This window comes from Limosilactobacillus vaginalis DSM 5837 = ATCC 49540 (assembly GCF_000159435.1).
GTDB classification, from domain to species: domain Bacteria; phylum Bacillota; class Bacilli; order Lactobacillales; family Lactobacillaceae; genus Limosilactobacillus; species Limosilactobacillus vaginalis.
Genome location: NZ_GG693412.1, coordinates 212,867 through 231,654, shown reverse-complemented (window position 1 = coordinate 231,654; position 18,788 = coordinate 212,867). Strand labels below are relative to the sequence as shown.

Here is an 18,788-nt window from a genome sequence, read left to right as displayed (position 1 = left end):
CGTCAAATAGGCAATCTTCCGTTGTAGTATATTATTTTTTATGTTACCCTAAAAAAGTAATCAATTTAAGTTAACCGATCTGTTCAATTTGTGTTAACAAAAAAAGATGAAAGGTGGATTTGGCGTGGACAACACAAAAAATCAACACCGTAAGCATCATTTAATTGAATATGCTAACGGTAAGTCTCTGGAAGAGATTAACGGAACTATTAAGGTTCCACATGGTAAAGGTTTCTGGCGAACATTATTCGCTTATTCTGGCCCTGGTGCATTAGTTGCCGTGGGTTATATGGATCCTGGTAACTGGGCTACTTCAATTACCGGTGGTCAGAGTTTCCAGTACACCTTAATGACTACTATCTTGATTTCAAGTTTGATTGCGATGTTACTTCAATACATGGCGGCTAAACTCGGAATCGTGAGTCAAATGGACTTAGCCCAGGCAACACGGGCCCGTACCGGTAAAGCATTAGGTGTTATTCTCTGGATCATGACTGAGTTAGCCATCATGGCGACTGATATTGCTGAAGTTATTGGTGCCGCAATCGCCCTTAACTTGTTATTCCATATTCCGTTGATTCCATCAGTATTTATTACCGTTCTTGATGTTTTGGTATTGCTATTATTAACCAAGATTGGTTTCCGGAAGATCGAAGCAATTGTTGCCTGCCTAATTTTAGTTATTCTGTTTGTCTTTGCTTACCAAGTCGCATTGTCACACCCTAACTGGGGTGCTGCTTTTGCTGGCTTATTGCCTTCTACTAAGGCAATTGCTAAGTCACCAGAAATCGGTGGAATTACTCCATTAAGTGGTTCACTTGGTATCATTGGTGCGACTGTTATGCCTCACAACTTATACCTCCACTCAGCAATTTCTCAGACTCGGCAAATCGACCACAACGACTTGGATAGTATCCGGCAAACTGTCCGGTTCACCACTTGGGATTCTAATATTCAATTGTCATTAGCCTTTGTTGTTAACGCATTGCTGTTAATCATGGGGGTTGCCGTATTTAAGACTGGTGCCGTTCAAGATAGTTCATTCTTCGGCCTTTACGATGCATTAAACAACACTTCAATGCTCAGTAACCCAATTTTGATTGCAGTTGCTAAGTCTGGTATTCTTTCAACACTATTTGCTGTTGCCCTGCTTGCTTCTGGTCAAAACTCAACCATTACTGGTACCTTAACTGGTCAAGTAATTATGGAAGGGTTCGTTCACATGAAGATGCCACTTTGGGCTCGTCGTCTTGTTACGCGGATTATCTCAGTTATCCCTGTTTTAATCTGTGTTGGGATGACTTCAGGCGAATCAACTATCCAACAACACACTGCTTTGAACCTTCTAATGGAAAACTCACAGGTATTCTTAGCATTTGCCCTACCATTCTCAATGTTGCCATTGTTAATGATGACTAACAGTGACGTTGAAATGGGTGAATTTAAGAACCGCGGCTGGGTTAAAGTTTGTGGTTGGATCTCCGTTATTGCATTAACTTTCTTGAACCTCTACAACCTTCCTTCAACATATGAAGGATTTGATATTTGGTCAAAAGGTACTTCAGATGTCTTAGCCTACATCACCATTATTATCATCCTTGTCCTCTTAGCTTGGACTTGTGTTGAACTATATCGTGGTGACAAACGCTTTGCTGCTGAAGGAAAAGGTTTCGGTCAAAAGGAAGAAAAGATGGCTGATAGCAAGGATTAAAACTTCCTTTATTATTCACTCACAAATTCTTCGAACTTTACCTGTATATTAGGAACCATAAGATAACTCCTATATCTTTTCCTCCCTAAATAAAAGTAAAGATTTAAAATTAGGGGCTGGGGTAATTCCCGGTCCCTAATTTTTTGCTTCTAAATAGCACTAAACCAGTTGATAATCCGGTAAAATGTTATAATATATCTTTGAAAATATAAGTCTCATCCTTAACTTTGAGGTGAATTCATTGAACAATCAAAATAATAATGAACGCCCTACCCGTGTTCAGCTATATGATTCAAATAACAATCGTCGTTCCCACTTGGGCGGTAAAAAGCCAAAGATGCCCCATTTTAAGGGAAAAAATAAGCTTTTCAAAATCCTGCTAGCAATCCTGTTAGCCATCTTAGTGATCATGATCATCATCTTTTTGATCAAGCAACAAAACCCTGTTAATACTGATAACAATGACACAACAGTCTCAACCAGTAGTAAATCATCGTCACACAAAAAGAAGCATCACAAAAAGCACCAGTCTTCTAGTACCAGTGATGATGGCCAGGATACTTATTCATTCTCATACTCCACCAATAACGGTGGCGGTTCACGGGGAACTCAACACTACTCTAATCAAGACCAACACACAACCGACAATAATGGCGGAAACACAACTTCTTCTCAAAACAGCACTCCACAATCAAACCAGAACAATAATAACGGGAATGCCCATCAATCTAACAATTCTGGTAATGGTCAATCTAATAACGGAAATAATGGTGGTAGCACTGGCTCTACACCAGCACCAAACTCTGCTAGTCACTAAATAAAATTCAAAAAAGGGGTTGCGATTCGTTCTCCCAGTGATATAATCATAGGCAATTAAAGGATATGCACATTAGTTACCCTCTACTAGGGAGTCGGTGCCTAGGCTGGAAGCACCGTTGAGGATCTAATTATTGTTGTACCACCTTTACTTATTGCTTGCCGAAATAAGGCGAGTCGGGTCGTGTCCGTTAATACACCTTAGAGAGGACGGTATCAGTACGTCCTGAAGATGGGTGGAACCACGCTAATTATAAAAATAATTGACGTCCCTAACGCTATTACTTTAGTAGCGTTAGGGACGTTTTTTGTTTAACTACAAAAAAGGGAGAGATTGTTTATGGCTCAAGTTGCTGTTATGTCACCAGATGGATCAGTTAAAAAGATCGATCGTGATTCAAAAGAAGGTTTACAAGCATTACGGAAGCTTTCTGCATTGATGTTGAAGGTTGCCTTAAAGCAAGAATTTAAGGGAATTCGTTTAGGGGAAGCAGTCGCTGACGAAGATGGTTTCCATGTTGATTCAGACAAGGACAACCAACAAGTTTCTGCTGACGAATTACCAGCACTTGAAGATGTTATCAAGGGAATGGCAAAGAACGATGCAAAAGTTGAATTTGTCGAAGTACCTGTTGAAGATGCTTTAACAGAAGTTGAAGCAGACCGCTTCTCAAGTGAATTGATCAAGGAAAGTGCCAAGGATGGCAAGGTTGCCATGTACCAACTTGGTGATGTCAAGGCAGTTGCCGACGACGATATTCTCCTTTATGGCGATGTTGTCAAGAACCTCCGTCTTCTTTCCGTTGCCGGTGCTTACTGGAAGGGTATGTCATCAAACCCAATGCTCCAACGGATTTATGGTACTGTCTTCTACAAGAAGGATGCCTTAGAAGAAGACCTTAAGAAGCGTCAAGAAGCCAAGGAACGTGATCACCGGGTTATCGGTAACCAACTTGATCTCTTCTTCGTTGATCCAAAGGTTGGTGCCGGATTACCATACTGGATGCCAAAGGGTGCCACTATTCGGCGGACAATCGAACGTTACATCATTGATCGTGAAGTAGCGGACGGTTACAAGCACGTTTACACTCCAGTATTAATGAACCTCGATGCTTACAAGACTTCTGGTCACTGGGAACACTACCGCGATGACATGTTCCCACCAATGGACATGGGTGATGGTGAAATGCTTGAATTACGGCCAATGAACTGTCCAAGCCATATTCAAATTTACAAGCACCATATTCGTTCATACCGTGATCTTCCATTACGGATTGCTGAACTTGGAATGATGCACCGTTACGAAAAGTCTGGTGCCCTTTCTGGTCTTCAACGGGTTCGTGAAATGACCTTAAATGATGGTCACACTTTCGTTACCCTTGACCAAATCCGTTCTGAATTTGCTAAGATTCTTCGTTTAATCATGGACGTTTACAAGGACTTTGACATTACTGATTACAGTTTCCGTCTTTCTCTTCGTGATCCAAAGAACGTTAAGAAGTACTATGCTAACGATGAGATGTGGGAAAAGTCTCAATCAATGTTAAAGAAGGCCATGGATGACCTTAACCTTGATTACTACGAAGCTGAAGGTGAAGCTGCCTTCTACGGTCCAAAGCTTGATATTCAAACTAAGACTGCCCTTGGCAATGATGAAACCATGTCAACAATCCAACTTGACTTTATGCTTCCAGAACGTTTCGGTCTTACTTATGTCGGCCAAGATGGTAAGGAACATCAACCAGTTATGATTCACCGTGGTGTTGTTGGTACTATGGAACGGTTCATCGCTTACTTAACTGAAATTTACAAGGGTGCCTTCCCAACCTGGTTAGCTCCTGAACAAGTTCACATTATTCCAGTTAATGAAGATGCTCATGGTGAATATGCTGATGAACTTGCTAAGAAGATGAAGGCTGCTAACATCCGGGTTGTTGTTGATCACCGGAACGAAAAGATGGGTTACAAGATTCGTGAATCTCAAACTCAAAAGGTTCCATACACTCTTGTTGTTGGTGACGATGAAAAGGCTAATAACGGTGTTTCTGTACGGAAGTATGGTGAAAAGGAACAAAACGAAATGAGCCAAGATGCATTTATGAACGAAATTCTCGCTGATATTGCATCATACTCTCGGGAAAACTAAAAACCATTTATCCTAAAGTAAAAGAGGTCGAAAATTCTGATTGGAATTTTCGATCTCTTTTATTTTATTCTATCAAGATGTTCTTTAGATTGTTGCTAATTGTTCTATCCAGCACGCAAAAAGGCTCCCAGCCAAAGGGCCAAGCATTGGTACCCAAGCATATGCCCATTCACCTTTTCCCTTATTTGGTACGGGAAGAATAGTATAGGCTAACCGTGGTGACCAGTCCCGGGCAGGATTCAAGGCAAAACCAGTCGTTGAACCAAGGCAAGTTCCAATAACGGCAATCACAAGGCCAACCATAAATGGTTTTAGTCCTGAAGTAAAATTGCCTAAATTCAACAAGATGAAAATAAAGGCAAAGGTCGCAATAAATTCTGAAAGAAAGTTAAACAGACCGTTTTTAATTGCCGGCCGCGTAGCAAAAATGCCAACAGTATTCCCTTCCTTAGGCGTTTTAGTGACCTTAAATTGCGGGTAAAATTGAATAATCACAATGATCGCGCCAACAAAAGCACCCAAAAATTGACCACTTAAATAAGGAAGCACTGAATGCCAGGGAAACAAGCCAAAAATTGCGTATGGGATCGTTACCGCAGGATTAAGATGCCCTTGAGAACCAAGGAACCCAGCAACATAAACTCCCATTGTTACTGCTAGTCCCCAGGAGATACTAATGTACCACCAGTTACTCCCGCGACCATAACTTTGTTTTAAATTTACGCTAGCACACGCACCGCAGCCAAGGACAATTAAAATCATTGTCCCAAAAAATTCGCCAATAAATCCATGCATTCAAGCTCCCACCCTTCTTGTATTCGCTTACAGAGATGGTTTAATTTTAGCATACTTAAGTTGAAATTACTGCTAACTATTAGATCCCACGCCATTGACATCGTTTGATATCAACATGGTTTTCGTCCTTAAACGGTACCTTCTCAGCCATCAGCATTGGTCGCTGGTCAAACCATCCTGGAACAAGTCGGCCAGTAGCGGTTACTACCCTGTGACAAGGATGTTTACCATAGCCGCCGGACTTGCCAAGAGCCTTACCCACTAATCTAGCATTTCGGGGACGACCGATTATTTTAGCGATTTGCCCATAGGTTGCTACCCGACCGAACGGAATAATATCAACAATGTTCAACACAGATTGCATAAACTGCTCATCAATCTTTGTCATTTAATCACTCGTTTCTTGAGTCAACCGCGGCAACATTAGAAAAATGATTAGTCCAATTAAGAAAAGAATACTAAGAGAAGCTGCACCAACCGTGGATTTATTAGTCAATTGGGTTACAAAGCCCACAATTACCGGACCCAAAATAGCGGAAAATTTACCAAGAATATTATAAAAGCCAAAGAACTCGCTACTCGAATCTTTAGGGATCAACTGGCCAAAATAAGACCGACTAAGCGCTTGTAACCCGCCTTGACTTGTCCCAACTAAAATAGCAAGAACCCAAAAATCAGCTAATGATTTTAAGCGTAACGCATCTAAACAAATAAAAAGGTAAATGATAATCCCTACTAGAATTGCTAAACGGTTTGATGTCTTCTGAGCTAGCCAACCATAAAGAATTGAACACGGGAATGCAATTAATTGAACCATAAGCAGAACAAGCATTAGCATTGTTGTTTCGATTCCGAGGTCCTTCCCGATTGCGGTCGCCATTGTAAAAATAGTATCGACACCATCAATATAAAAGAAGTAAGCAACCAAAAACCAGAAAATCTTTCGGTGCTGTTTAACGTGATAAAGCGTTCTTCCCAATCGTTTGAAACTATCCACCACTGGATCGGTTACCGCCTGAACATTATGGTACTGATGCCCATGTTCTTAACAACGGCCAAGCAAAAATTACCCACCAAACCGCAGCGAGAATAAAGCTGAATTTGGCAATTCCATAACTACTTAAAAGGCCATTAAAACCACCAGTTAGTTGTGCACCAAGAAAAATAATGAAAGCGAGGACACCACCAAGATAGCCCATCCCGTAACCGGTTATTGAAACAGCGTCCATCTGCTGATTATCAGCGACATCAGTCAGAAAACTATCGTAAAAAAGATTTCCGCCAGAATAACCAATTACCGAAAGAACATAAATAATTAGTAACACAGCCCATTGATTTATCGGAACGACAGCTAACGCAAAGGTCATTGCAATCCCAACCCACGTAAACAAATTCAGCCACCGTCGCTTTGAATTAGGGTAATCCGCCAGCGCGCCAAGTAACGGTGCCATTAATGACACAATTAAAGTACCAAAACTATTCGCATAACCCCAAAATGCGGTTGAATTGGTTGCACTAATCCCGTTCTCATTTGCAATAGCCTTAAAGTAAACCGGCAAGACAGCAGTCACTACTAAAATTCCGTAACCAGAATTAGCTCAGTCATAAAAAATCCATTGCCACTGTTGCTTATTAAACTTCACTTACTTAACCTCACTTTTTATTACTCCAGGAATTACCTGACCGGCTGTTGGTGCAGGATAATGGAGTCCTAATATCTTAGCAAATGTTGGCCCTTCATCAACCAAGTGGGCTGTTTCTACTTCCTTTCCTTGGTTAATGCTTGGTCCAACAAAAATTGCAGTTGTGAAATAATTAGGCTGGTTAGGACCATAACCATGAACAGCACGGTAGCGATCATGAGTGCCAAGCGAGCCGGGATCAACCTTTTCGACAATTGCCGGCCGATTAACTTCATCGGTAAAGTAATACCCCGGTTTGGCCTCAACTAAAAAACTACATTTTGGATCGGCACCGAGCTTTACCGCTTCCGCACCACTATAAATCCGTTCAACACCTTCGACACCAGCAATTAATTGCTTCAACTTATTCAGATCAACATAGCCCTTAGTATAAATATACGTTTCTCCGTCACATGTTTTAGCGGTCACTCGCCAATTATTCTTGTACGTTGACTTTCCCTTAATCGGGGTAAGCAGGCCCTGTTTTGCGAAGGCCATGTTAAGGTGAATCATTTTATCAACATTGATTTGATAGTGGTCACCTAAAATTACAAAATCAGTATCGTCATATGTCCCCGCATCACGGCTTGCCTGAATAATCTTTGCTACCCGACGATCTAACCTTTGCAAAGCCGCCTTAGCTTGTGGAGAACGAACCCCATTCCGGTGACGCATACTGTCCATATCAACTAAATGAATTAGCGTAAGATCTGGGCGCTTATTTTTTATTGTATCTACAGCACATGCAGTCACAAAATCATCAAGCCATGGTTGCTTGATCCCTCGCCGAAGTTTTCCGTAGCGATGGTTCATTTGATAAAGAAACAGTGGCGAACTTGCTTTAAGTGACACTAATACTTGATTCGTCCAGATCCGATTAGGAAAAATCTCTGCTAAATTATAATTTATTTTACTTCCTGCAGTAACCGGCCACAAAAATGCTGCCGTTGTTAAGCCGGCTTCACGTGCAACATCATAAAGCGGCATTGCCTTAACATCTTTACGGTACCAGTACCAATCAGGCGATTCGCGTTGTGGTTGAATTTTTGTGTTGTTTACAATGCCGTGAATTGCTGGATATTGGCCAGTAATGATTGAAGTATGTGATGGGTAAGTTAAGGTCGGAAAGATTCCTCTAACCCGTTTAACCCACGTTCCCCGTTTAATTAATTGATCAAGATGGGGAATGAATTCGCGAAATTCATCGAGATCGCGAAAGCCCATCGAATCAAGAGAGATTACTACCAATTTATGTAATGCCATTATCCCATCTGCTTCCTTTTAAGTTTTATTTCCATTTTAAAATAAAACTTAGCAGATTCGTAACCCCAAAGATAAAATGATAAAAGTAAGTTCGTTGAAAGAAGAGCTAAAGCAAGCGGTTACAGGATCGGCAATTTGATTCACAGCGATTTTTAATGTAAAATTAAGGTTCAGTTTTCTGTATTTTTTTGAAAGGAATCATCATTATGCAAAATCAGTTACCAAAGGGTAAAGAGCACGAGAAAACTCTCGGTCTCTTTGACCTTTCCATTTTAGGTATCGGCGCAATTATTGGTACGGGAATTCTAGTATTAACTGGAATTGTCGCCGCGGAAGATTCAGGCCCAGCGATCGTCTTTTCTTTCCTAATTGCCGCGTTAGCTAGTGGATTAATTGGCCTCTGTTATTCTGAACTAACTACTAGTTTACCTAATTCTGGGAGTGCCTTCTTCTATGCTTGGGTATCTATTGGTAAGTTCGTCGCATTTTTGGCCGGCTGGACACTAATTGGGGTCTACGTTACTACCACAGCAACGGTGGCGAATGGCTGGACCGGTTATGTTCAATCATTTTTAGAGGTTCTCGGTGTTAACCTTCCTCATCGTTTCTTAGTTACTCCAGCTGCTGGGGGGTATGTTAACCTTCCAGCTGTCCTGATGATCTTTTTAATGACAATTATCCTAACTCGAGGAACAAGCGAGAGTAAGTTAATTAATAACTTCCTTGTTGGGGTAAAAATTTTTATCATCCTTTTATTTATTATCGTTAGCGTTCAGCACGTTAACCCAAGCAATTGGCACCCTTTCCTCCCGTATGGTTATAAGGGAATCTTCACTGGTGCTTCTGCTGTTTTCTTCTCGTTCCTTGGCTTTGACGCCCTGGCAACTTCTGCAGAAGACGCGAAGGATGTTGATAAAAATATTCCCCGGGCAATAATTTTATGTCTGATTATCTCTACCACCCTTTATGTATTAGTAAGTCTTGTTATGACAGGGGTTGTTTCCTATACCAAGTTAAATGTCTCTGAAGCCATGTCCTATGTTCTGATTGTTAAGGGGCATAGTTTCGTTGCGGAGATTGTCTCCCTGGGGGCTGTTTTAGGAATCATGGCAGTTGTGTTTGCCTTTATCTATGCTGGCTCTAACATTCTTAAGTCAATGAGTCGAAGTGCCTTTCTTCCTCAAGGCCTTGCTAAAGTAAATGCTAAAACTCAAAGTCCTAATCGAGCAATCTGGTTAGTGGGGATCTTTTCAGCGGTTTTAGCTGGTGAATTTGACCTTCACTACCTGGCATTAATTGCTAACATCGGTTCTCTAATGGTTTTCGCGTTAATTTCACTTATTGTTATTATCCTGCGTCTCCGTTACCCAGAACTTAAGCGACCATTCAAGGTGCCATTTGGTAAAACAATTCCGGTACTTTCAATTATTATTTGTATCGTTCTTCTTGTTAGCATCTCGTTAACTGCCTGGTTAACATATCTTGCTTGGATCGCTCTTGGCTTAATTATTTACTTCTGCTACTCGCTCCGTCATGCGGACGAATTCAATTTTACGAAGGAATAAGGTCCGTCTTTAATACATTCGAAAAGGGAGCGTGACAGAAGTCATTTATGACTTCGTTTTCACGCCCCCGCAAGCACAAATAGAGCTCCAGAGTTCGGATCTTACCGAGCACTGGAGCTCATTTGTGTACTGCGTTGTTCGTGTTTTATCTAAGTAATAGAGCTTATGTCACAGCCTTTTTTTATTCGGACTATGATTATTTTTGTAGTTTCCGTTTAACCATCGTTGGATCAGCCTTTCCAGGGTTCAACTCTACCAGCTTCCCTGAACCACTATAAATAATCCATTCTGCAAGGTTCACAATATGATCGCCGGCACGCTCAAGGTAACGAATTACAGAAAGGTAATCACCATACGTTTTAACGTTCTGCCCTGCTTTTACCAATGCATTCATAATTGCCCGTTGCTGTTGAACATAGATTAAGTCAACTTTTAAATCTTCATTAGCAACCTCATAGGCTTTTTGTTCATCAGTATAAACATATGCATCCAGAACCCGTTCTAACATCTCCCGAACAATCATCATCATCTTTTCAATCTGTTCTTCAATTTCTTCATTATGCTCCCGATCGCTTAAATGAATGGCTGCCCGAGCAATGTGGGATGCATAATCGCCTAACCGTTCAATGTCGCTACTTGCCTTCAAAATACTAATAATTTTTCGAAAATCGCTTGCTACAGGTTGTTGTAACGCCATTAACTTAAGCGCTTCTTTTTCAAGATTAATTTCCTCATCATTAATCTTAGGATCAGTTTTTAGGACTTGCTCTGCCAATACTGTATCGCTCTCTGTAAACGCCTTCGTTGCTTGATAAATCTGTTCACTAGCATCGATCCCCATCTCCATAAAGTGGCCACGGAGTCGCTTTAATTCATCGTTAAAAATTGCACCCATCCTACATCCTCCTAACCAAATTTACCGCTTAAATAATCAGCAGTTTTTTGTTCTCGTGGATTCATAAAAATATTTGCCGTCTTATCAAACTCAATAAGGTGTCCCTGATGCATAAATGCAGTCCAGTCTGCTGAGCGCGATGCCTGCTGCATGTTGTGGGTTACCATAATAATCGTTAATTGCTCTTTCAATTGTACTAAAGTATCCTCAATTTGCGAAGTTGAAACTGGATCAAGGGCACTGGTCGGTTCATCCATTAGAATAATTTCTGGTCGAACTGCTAATGTCCGGGCAATGCAAAGTCGCTGTTGTTGTCCTCCCGAAAGCGCAAGCGCACTAGATTTTAATTGATCCTTTACTTCATCCCACAACGCTGCCTGACGAAGGCTTTCTTCAACTCGCTGGTCAAGTACCCGTCGATCCTTTTCGCCTGCTAACCTAAGGCCATAGATCACGTTTTCATAAATTGACATCGGAAATGGTGTTGGCTGCTGGAAAACCATTCCGATCCGCTGGCGAACCCGGTAAACATTAACTCTCGGTTGGTTGATATTTACCCCGTGGAAATTAATTTCTCCCTTTACCGTTGCAAAATCATCGTTCATCCTATTCAAACTCCGCAATACTGTCGATTTACCCGAACCAGAGGCGCCAATTAATGCTGTAATTTTATTTTGGGGGAACTTTAGGTTAATATCGTGAGCAACATGCTTCTCACCATAAAGGACTTGAAGGTTTTTAGTTTCTAAAGCTGTACTTGTTTGCATTTGTTTCTCCTTACTTAGCTAAACGTTGCTTAATTCGGTGGCCAACATAGCGGGCAACAAGATTAAACAACAGAATCGTAATAATTAATACCGCAGCCGATCCATTGGAAACTGCTCGAGCATCAAGAACTAGCCCCTCACTATTCACTTTCCAGATATGAACCGCCAATGTTTCTGCTGGTCGCATTGGGTTCAGGAAACTTGTTGGCTTAAAAGGATTCCAGTCAGCATAGTTAATTGCTGGAGAACTTTGCCCCGCAGTATATATTAATGCGGCCGCTTCACCGAAGATCCGTCCAGCACTTAGTATTGCGCCAGTAATGATCCCTGGCAGTGCTGCAGGAAGAACAATCTTAGTCGTGACGCGCCATTTTGACATTCCTAACCCTAGTCCCGCTTGCCGTTGTAAATACGGGACTTGTTGAAGAGCATCCTCACAACTACGGGTCAAGATTGGCAAGTTTAAGATCGTTAACGCTAATGCCCCTGCTAACAACGAAAAGTCAAAACCAAACTGCAGGACAAAAACTAAGTAGCCAAACAGGCCAACTACTACGGAAGGTAAAGAACTTAAAACCTCAATTGCCAGCCGAAGCATTTGTGTCCACCGATTTTCTGGAGCATATTCACTCAAATAAATTGCCGCACAAAGCGCTAACGGAACTGAAACGATTAGGGTCAAAACAACTAAATAAAGGGAGTTAAAAAGCTGATCACGAATTCCGCCACCTGCAGCAAATGATTCAGCATTAGCCGTTAAGAAGTGCCAAGAAATATTGGGAAGTCCCATTGCCAAAATGTAAATTAACAAACTGAGGATTACCAACCCGACCAATCCTGCTAGCCCCAGTATTACCCCAGTTGCTATTCTGTCAACTCGCTCTGGACTCATTATCTTGCTCCTTTCTTACTTACCAACCGCATTAATAAGTTAAATGTCAAGGACATCACAAGAAGGATTAATGCCAGCGACCATAATGCATTATTCGATGCTGTTCCCATCACTGTATTTCCGATTCCCGTTGTTAAAACACTCGTGAGCGTGGCTGAGGATTCCATCAAGCTCTTTGGCACAATGGTTGTATTTCCAATTACCATTTGGACCGCTAATGCCTCACCAAACGTCCGTGCCATTCCAAATACCATTGCCGTTAAAATCCCGCTCTTCGCACTCGGAATTATTACCCGGGAAATAGTCTGCCACCGTGTTGCCCCTAACCCGGCCGATGCTTGCCGATACTTTTGCGGGACAGCTTGTAAACTATCAATGATCATTGACGTCATTGTTGGGAGAATCATTAGGAAAAGAACACTCGTTGCTGCCAGAATTCCAAACCCCGTTCCCCCAAACACTTGCCGAAGATTAGGAACAATTACGGTCAAGCCAAGGTATCCATATACTACAGAAGGGATCCCCACAAGTAATTCAATTAATGGCTGAAGATACTGATAAGTCTTTTTCGGGAGCATTTCTGTAATCGCAATTGCAACCACCAATGCTAGTGGTAAGGCTATAATTCCCGAAAAGACTGTCACACTAAATGAAGTAATGATCATCGGCAATGCGCCATAGTGATGGTGACTCGGTTGCCAGTCAGTACTTGTTAAAAAATGCCAGATTGACACCCCATTATCCTTAAAGAGCGCGATTCCTTTAAGGGTAAGAAAAATTAAGATCGTTCCTACCAATCCACCAATCAAAATAATTGCCAGGTAGCTGATCAATTTACCGACCCACTCCTGCTTGCTTTCAATTGAAGGCTGACTTAACTGTTTTTTTAAATCATCCATCGTTTACTCCTTTATCCTTGTCTTCCCGTCCGCTGTTCGTTGGACTTTCATATCATGAATATTAATGTAGTTTGCATCCTCGACTAATGATTGTTGAACCTTCTTCGTTTGCATGTAATTAATAAACTCTTTAGTTGCCTTAGTTGGCTTTTTCTGAGTATACATGTGCTCATATGACCATAATGGCCACTTATTTGTCGTAACATTCTTTGCCGTTGGCGCAACTCCATTAATTTTTACTGGCTGAACTTGGCCGTTAAGGTAAGCAAAGGAAATGTAACTAATTGATCCCGGAGTATTCTTGACAATTTCTTTTACAGTCCCGTTCGAATCTTGTTCTTGAGCATTGACTGACCGCTCACCATTCTTGAGGACTACCTGTTCAAATGCTACCCGAGTACCGCTTCCAGCAGCCCGATTAATCACCGTGATTGGTAAATTAGGTCCACCGACTTGTTGCCAGTTCGTGATCTTTCCCGTATAAATTTGTCGCAATTGTTTAAGCGATAGATTATTAATTCCCAGTTTCTGGTTTACAATTGGAACAATTCCAGAAACTGCAACGATATGATCCATGAGCTTCTTTTCATTAATCCCATCCTGCTGATCCGCAAAGATGTCTGATGAACCAACATTAACTGCTCCAGCTTGAACCTGACTCAATCCGGTCCCAGATCCGCCACCTTGGACAGTAATACTCGTCCGTGACTTTACCTTTCGATAGTTTTCAACAACTGCTTCAGTTAGTGGCTGAAGGGCAGTAGAACCAACAATTGTGATTTTTTCTTGAGGCGGTTGTTTTTTCGCTGCAACCCAACCGGCTCCTAATCCGATAATTATTGCTGCACCGATAATCCCCGTGATTATTCTTTTCATCTTATCTCCCTAGTTGTTTTCGTCAACTTCATATGATACAAATAGAGAATATCAAGTCGATGTAAATATTTAATCTTCGCATTGTAAAAGTTGTGTAAATTTTGGAGAAGAATATGACTAACAAATTTTTACTAATGAGTCAGAACACTGAATTAACTCAGCAACTAACCACCCTCTGTAAAAAAGCACGGTGGACTCTTAGCCAAATTACAACACCAACCGGATTAGTGGTTGAACTTGAAAAGCAGCCAATTACGGGGATCTTCTGGGATCTTACTGACACAACCCTAGATACCACAATCGCGACAATGACCTTGATCCGCGAGCAGGTTCATGGTCCAATCATTGCTTTTGCGACCAAACTAACAGAACGAATTCAGCGAAAGCTTTATAAAGCACGAGTGGATGATCTGATTTTGTTTCCGTTTAATGAACGCATCATCCAACCATTAATCGAACAACGGCTGTGGCTTTATCAGCAGTTAAAGCTAAAGGAGTCTGCGCCTGTTAAAAAAAGAAGTTCACCACAAATAGCTTCAATCGGTTCATGGCAAATCGATCAGGGAAATTACACTGTCACTAAGAACGATTTGCCAGTTGAGCTTACTCCTAAAGAGTTTCAACTGCTCGCTTACTTAATTGAACATCACGATCAGGTACTCAGTCGGGAACAACTCGTAAATGGTGTGTGGGGATACGATATTCTTGATACTTCCCGAATTGTCGATATCCATATCAGTCATCTCCGGGATAAACTTGAGGATGATCCACATAAACCAGATCACCTATTAACGGTTCGTGGCTTTGGTTATAAGCTAGTAAAATAACATTTTTTAGATCCCAGCCTCGAAAGTGTAAAATAAAAGAAGATAGAACTTTTGGATTATTACACAAAGGGGATCTGATTTAATGACTCGTTTTAAAAATTCTGCATGTACGTCCATTATGGTTGGCAAGAAAGCTTCAATGGATGGTTCAACTTTTATTGCCCGAAATGAAGACCGGGTAGTTGCAATCGAACCAAAACGGTTTATCGTTCAACCAGCAGTTTCTGGCCGAGACGAGACATATGTTTCACCATACAATAAACTAACCGTCAAATTACCAGCAACCGGAATGCGCTACACTGCAACACCAAGTGGTGACCAAAGCATGGGGCCAAATGAAGAAGATGGGTTTAACGAAGCAAATGTTGGTGAAAGTGCCACCGAAAGTGTTTACGCTAACGATCGTGTTCTCGCCTACGATCCATACATTAAGAATGGTCTAGCTGAAGACTCAATGACTAACCTTGTCCTGCCATACATCCATAGTGCCCGTTAAGGCGTAGAATATCTGGGCAAGTTAGTGTCAAAGTATGGGTCTGCTGAAGGTAACGGCGTCCAATTTAACGACCAAAACGAGGTCTGGTACATGGAAATTGCTACTGGACACCACTGGGTAGCAGTTCGGATTCCTGATGATTGCTATGCTGTCGCTGCTAACCAAATTGTCATTGAAAAAATTAACTTTGAAGATTCAGATAACTACATGTGGTCCGATGGAATTGAAGAGTTTGTTAATCTTCATGGTTTAAATCCGGACAATGATCAATGGAATTTCCGTCATATTTTTGGGACAAATACCCAATTCGATCATCATTACAATACTCCCCGAGTTTGGTTTGTCCAACGCTACTTCAATCCTGTTGCTGCTGCTAACCAAACACCTGAATCTTCAGAGATGCCTTTTATCCGGAAGCCAGAACGAAAAATTGCGGTTGAAGATATCCAATATATTTTGAAGTCCCACTACAATGAAACAAAGTACGATCCACTCGGTGACGGTAATGAGCACGATCGAAAAGTCTACCGGGCAATTTCCCTTTCCCGGACTGCTCAATCACATATTCTTCAAATGAGAAATAGCGTTGATTCAAAGCATGCCGCTGTCCAATGGATCGAAATGGGAGTTCCAAGCTTCAATGCCTATGTTCCATTCTTTGCTAACGCGGATGATACCGATGTTTCATACCGTGAGTTGCCAAAAAAGATGGATTTGAAGAGTGCTTTTTGGCTTAATGAAGCCCTTGCAATGGTCGTTGAATCCCATTACAGCGAATTTAATCAGGCTGATCTCGACTTCCAAAAAGGACTTGGTGAATGGTGCCGACGAAAGATTCACGAGGTTGATGAACACGCTAAGAAACTTGAATGTAAGCAACTCACAACTTACCTTACTGGTCAAAATCATGAAATTGCGAGTCACTGCAACGCTAAGGCAAAGGAATTGTTGTTTGATTTAATGACTCAAGGAACCGAGCTTTCTAATTTAACCTTTAAGATGGATCCAAACTTGTAGGATCGGCAAGTACAAAAAATGAAGAGCCTTGGAAAATAATTTTTCCAAGGCTCTTACTATTACCAGTAATTTTCAGCTTCTTTATTTTATTTCCGATGTTCCCGCGTAGCTTCTGCAAGGTGAACTAGGTTAGTCACAAAGTTATGCGTCTTTGCTTCATAATGGTATTTTCGCCCAAGCTTCACAAAGTAACCGTTGATGTAATCAACCTCTACTGGACGGTTATGGCTCATATCCTGATACATTGATGGATAGTGGTGCGGGTTCCCAACTTTAGAAACATAGTTAACGCTCTCTAACTCTTCCTCCCGAGTATTAACTAGTTGAACCCCTGCCCGTTCGCAAACATCATAGGCTTCATCAATTAATTGCCGGGACAATTCATCTGCCTTCTCAAAGGAAGCATATTCACCCATTGTGATTTCAAACATTGTACATAAAGTATTAACTACTGAGTTAAAGACTACCTTAGCCATTAAAGTTCCCATGAAATTATCCTTCAATGACGGGTTGAAGTTTGCTTTTTCTAATTCTGCCATTAACTCATCTGTTTTAGCATTCGGCTTCTCAGTATAGTTTGCCCAATTGGTAGTTCCCATCCCTGGCTTACCAACAAATTCTACTTCACCTGGGCCAGTCAAGATGGTTGCCACAAGTGCAGTTCCAGCAGTTAGCTTTTCTTTGGGGAAGTATTTAAGCAATTTCTCAACGTGCCCCATCCCGTTCATCGCGGTTAAACAATACTGATCTTTGAAGAAATGCTTACACCGTTCCAGCATTTCATCCAATTGCATCTGCTTCAGTTCAAAGAACACAAAGTCCGCATCGGTTGCCGTGTATTCTTCTGGTGTATACACATTAACGGGAACAAGGTGCTTATTTTGTCGTTCCCGAGTGACATAAACCCCGCCTTGTTTTTTCATTTGTTCATAGTGTGGCTGCCAACCTTCAACAAAATCAACTTCATTTCCTGCTTCTTGTAACAATACACCAAAGCGGAGACCCATTGCTCCAGCACCAACTACTGTAAACTTCATAATATCTAACTCCCTTTCTTTAGCTCACAAGTAAGTCTCAGTAATAAAGTTTTCTTGCCGAGCGGTAACCCATAAACAAAAAAAGCGCCTTAAGATTGATTAATCAACCTCAAGGACGCTCCTGCGTGTTACCACCTTTTATTCGTTAATAGCTCACACCATTAACCTCAAATGTTCAGTCATCATAAACTAAACACGGTAGCGATAATGGGCTACTCCCACCGCAGATTACTAACTTCATCCTGGCACTCAAAGTGATTTTCATTAACATCAGGTTATCCTTTTTCATCAACCAAGGACTCTCTGTAAACATGATCCTAACTACTCTTCTTGTCAATGTGTTTTATAATTATAATTTAATTGTGTTTTAATTTAACTCGCTAATTATTAATTGTCAATATCTTTTTTAAATCCCTAATTTAATACATTCAGTCGCTGTAGCCACCCAGTTAACGAACCAATTGAACTTAATTTTTAAAATAATGAAAATTAATCGTTGACATTAAAATGAGAATATTTTAATATAATGACAATCGAATTTACAAATTGCATTGAAAAGATGAGTAGTCTTAGAAATTCAGCACAGAGAGTTGCGTTAGATGAGAAGCAATCTGGAGAACTTTGACGAAGATGGTCTTGGAGCACTTACGAACGATGAGCTATTATTTAGTTAGTTGTTCACGATTGACGACCGATAAAACGTCTAGGTTTACCTTCGGGTGTACCTACTGAGGATTAGGTTGTGAGGCCTGATCAAAATAGGGTGGTAACACGTTATTTCTGAATGATTGAAATTGACGTCCCTAGGAAGAGTTAAATTGCTTTTCCTAGGGACTTTTTATTTACTCTTATTTCCTGAACTTATCTGAAAAAGAAAGGATGTATTCAATATGACTCAATTTACAACTCGCACTACTTCACCATTCCGTTATGATATTGTTGGTAGTTTCCTTCGTCCGCAAAAGCTAAAGGAAGCTCGTAATGATTTTGCCCAAGGAAAGATTAACCAAGAACAACTCACAGAAGTTGAAAACCAATGTATTACCGAATTAGTTAATAAGGAAGAAGCAGCCGGTTTAAATGCTGTTACAGATGGTGAATTCC

The 18,788-nt window shown here is 41.0% G+C and carries 14 protein-coding genes, 3 pseudogenes and 1 other annotated feature; of the genes and pseudogenes, 7 read left to right on the top strand and 10 right to left on the bottom strand.

Annotated elements, in window-relative coordinates:
• The first annotated feature begins 106 nt into the window (after window positions 1-106).
• The 3 genes from HMPREF0549_RS01035 (at window position 107) to thrS (ending at window position 4,673) form a co-directional block, all read left to right on the top strand.
• A complete protein-coding gene (locus HMPREF0549_RS01035; protein ID WP_003716390.1) occupies window positions 107-1,711 on the top strand; it encodes an Nramp family divalent metal transporter in 1,605 nt (534 codons plus the stop codon).
• Window positions 1,712-1,952: 241 nt separating this feature from the next.
• Window positions 1,953-2,528 carry a hypothetical protein gene (locus HMPREF0549_RS01030; RefSeq protein ID WP_003716389.1) on the top strand — a complete coding sequence of 192 codons (576 nt, stop codon included), beginning with the start codon at window positions 1,953-1,955 and terminating at the stop codon, window positions 2,526-2,528.
• Window positions 2,529-2,867: 339 nt separating this feature from the next.
• The gene (thrS, locus tag HMPREF0549_RS01025; RefSeq protein ID WP_003716388.1) at window positions 2,868-4,673 is read left to right on the top strand and encodes a threonine--tRNA ligase; all 1,806 of its coding nucleotides are present in this window, start codon (window positions 2,868-2,870) and stop codon (window positions 4,671-4,673) included.
• Between the two features lie 84 nt (window positions 4,674-4,757).
• Here the strand turns inward: thrS and HMPREF0549_RS01020 are convergent, their stop codons facing one another.
• The 4 genes and pseudogenes from HMPREF0549_RS01020 to HMPREF0549_RS01005 form a co-directional block, all read right to left on the bottom strand.
• On the bottom strand, window positions 4,758-5,468 hold the full coding sequence (locus HMPREF0549_RS01020) for an MIP/aquaporin family protein (protein ID WP_003716387.1): 711 nt from the start codon (window positions 5,466-5,468) through the stop codon (window positions 4,758-4,760).
• Window positions 5,469-5,547: 79 nt separating this feature from the next.
• Complete coding sequence (locus HMPREF0549_RS01015) at window positions 5,548-5,856, bottom strand: MGMT family protein (RefSeq protein ID WP_003716386.1); 309 nt, start codon at window positions 5,854-5,856, stop codon at window positions 5,548-5,550.
• Window positions 5,857-7,111 (bottom strand): annotated as a pseudogene (locus HMPREF0549_RS01010) (MFS transporter).
• On the bottom strand, window positions 7,112-8,413 hold the full coding sequence (locus HMPREF0549_RS01005; protein WP_003716383.1) for an alkaline phosphatase family protein: 1,302 nt from the start codon (window positions 8,411-8,413) through the stop codon (window positions 7,112-7,114).
• Between the two features lie 206 nt (window positions 8,414-8,619).
• Here HMPREF0549_RS01005 and HMPREF0549_RS01000 point away from each other — a divergent pair, with 206 nt between their 5' ends.
• Entirely contained in the window at window positions 8,620-9,978 is a 1,359-nt protein-coding gene (locus HMPREF0549_RS01000; protein ID WP_040530629.1) for an APC family permease, read from the top strand.
• Window positions 9,979-10,174: 196 nt separating this feature from the next.
• Here the strand turns inward: HMPREF0549_RS01000 and phoU are convergent, their stop codons facing one another.
• From phoU to HMPREF0549_RS00975, 5 genes are read right to left on the bottom strand one after another with little or no spacing between them, the layout of a single operon-like run.
• Window positions 10,175-10,873: a phosphate signaling complex protein PhoU gene (phoU, locus tag HMPREF0549_RS00995; RefSeq protein WP_003716381.1), complete on the bottom strand. Its 699-nt coding sequence runs from the start codon at window positions 10,871-10,873 to the stop codon at window positions 10,175-10,177.
• Window positions 10,874-10,884: 11 nt separating this feature from the next.
• Window positions 10,885-11,640, bottom strand: a complete 756-nt coding sequence (pstB, locus tag HMPREF0549_RS00990; protein ID WP_003716380.1) for a phosphate ABC transporter ATP-binding protein PstB — start codon at window positions 11,638-11,640, stop codon at window positions 10,885-10,887.
• A gap of 10 nt (window positions 11,641-11,650) precedes the next feature.
• Window positions 11,651-12,532 (bottom strand): phosphate ABC transporter permease PstA, encoded by an 882-nt coding sequence (gene pstA / locus HMPREF0549_RS00985; protein WP_003716379.1) that lies wholly within the window; start codon window positions 12,530-12,532, stop codon window positions 11,651-11,653.
• The gene (gene pstC, locus HMPREF0549_RS00980; protein WP_003716378.1) at window positions 12,532-13,431 is read right to left on the bottom strand and encodes a phosphate ABC transporter permease subunit PstC; all 900 of its coding nucleotides are present in this window, start codon (window positions 13,429-13,431) and stop codon (window positions 12,532-12,534) included. The genes pstA and pstC overlap by 1 nt, the downstream gene beginning before the upstream one ends.
• Before the next feature lie 3 nt (window positions 13,432-13,434).
• Window positions 13,435-14,307, bottom strand: coding sequence for a phosphate ABC transporter substrate-binding protein (locus tag HMPREF0549_RS00975; RefSeq protein ID WP_003716377.1), 873 nt, complete (start codon window positions 14,305-14,307; stop codon window positions 13,435-13,437).
• A 113-nt stretch (window positions 14,308-14,420) separates the two neighbouring features.
• On the opposite strand from HMPREF0549_RS00975, the gene HMPREF0549_RS00970 reads away from it, so the two are divergent.
• Together HMPREF0549_RS00970 and HMPREF0549_RS00965 are read left to right on the top strand one after the other, a co-directional pair.
• On the top strand, window positions 14,421-15,134 hold the full coding sequence (locus tag HMPREF0549_RS00970) for a winged helix-turn-helix transcriptional regulator (protein ID WP_003716376.1): 714 nt from the start codon (window positions 14,421-14,423) through the stop codon (window positions 15,132-15,134).
• 82 nt (window positions 15,135-15,216) lie between these two features.
• Window positions 15,217-16,647, top strand: a pseudogene (locus HMPREF0549_RS00965) (C69 family dipeptidase).
• Window positions 16,648-16,733: 86 nt separating this feature from the next.
• On the opposite strand, the gene HMPREF0549_RS00960 reads toward HMPREF0549_RS00965, so the two are convergent.
• The gene (locus tag HMPREF0549_RS00960; RefSeq protein ID WP_003716373.1) at window positions 16,734-17,684 is read right to left on the bottom strand and encodes a ketopantoate reductase family protein; all 951 of its coding nucleotides are present in this window, start codon (window positions 17,682-17,684) and stop codon (window positions 16,734-16,736) included.
• 108 nt (window positions 17,685-17,792) lie between these two features.
• Window positions 17,793-18,030 (bottom strand) — a binding site (T-box leader).
• A gap of 544 nt (window positions 18,031-18,574) precedes the next feature.
• On the opposite strand from HMPREF0549_RS00960, the pseudogene HMPREF0549_RS10060 reads away from it, so the two are divergent.
• A pseudogene (locus HMPREF0549_RS10060) lies at window positions 18,575-18,788 on the top strand (5-methyltetrahydropteroyltriglutamate--homocysteine methyltransferase); the annotation flags it as partial.

Bases quoted from the DNA above. Each gene is read 5' to 3' on its own strand.
- pstC (WP_003716378.1), bottom strand. From the start codon at position 13,431: ATGGATGATTTAAAAAAACAGTTAAGTCAGCCTTCAATTGAAAGCAAG.
- HMPREF0549_RS00970 (WP_003716376.1), top strand. From the start codon at position 14,421: ATGACTAACAAATTTTTACTAATGAGTCAGAACACTGAATTAACTCAG.
- HMPREF0549_RS01020 (WP_003716387.1), bottom strand. From the start codon at position 5,468: ATGCATGGATTTATTGGCGAATTTTTTGGGACAATGATTTTAATTGTC.
- HMPREF0549_RS01015 (WP_003716386.1), bottom strand. From the start codon at position 5,856: ATGACAAAGATTGATGAGCAGTTTATGCAATCTGTGTTGAACATTGTT.
- HMPREF0549_RS00975 (WP_003716377.1), bottom strand. From the start codon at position 14,307: ATGAAAAGAATAATCACGGGGATTATCGGTGCAGCAATAATTATCGGA.
- HMPREF0549_RS00960 (WP_003716373.1), bottom strand. From the start codon at position 17,684: ATGAAGTTTACAGTAGTTGGTGCTGGAGCAATGGGTCTCCGCTTTGGT.
- phoU (WP_003716381.1), bottom strand. From the start codon at position 10,873: ATGGGTGCAATTTTTAACGATGAATTAAAGCGACTCCGTGGCCACTTT.
- pstA (WP_003716379.1), bottom strand. From the start codon at position 12,532: ATGAGTCCAGAGCGAGTTGACAGAATAGCAACTGGGGTAATACTGGGG.
- pstB (WP_003716380.1), bottom strand. From the start codon at position 11,640: ATGCAAACAAGTACAGCTTTAGAAACTAAAAACCTTCAAGTCCTTTAT.
- HMPREF0549_RS01000 (WP_040530629.1), top strand. From the start codon at position 8,620: ATGCAAAATCAGTTACCAAAGGGTAAAGAGCACGAGAAAACTCTCGGT.
- HMPREF0549_RS01035 (WP_003716390.1), top strand. From the start codon at position 107: ATGAAAGGTGGATTTGGCGTGGACAACACAAAAAATCAACACCGTAAG.
- thrS (WP_003716388.1), top strand. From the start codon at position 2,868: ATGGCTCAAGTTGCTGTTATGTCACCAGATGGATCAGTTAAAAAGATC.
- HMPREF0549_RS01005 (WP_003716383.1), bottom strand. From the start codon at position 8,413: ATGGCATTACATAAATTGGTAGTAATCTCTCTTGATTCGATGGGCTTT.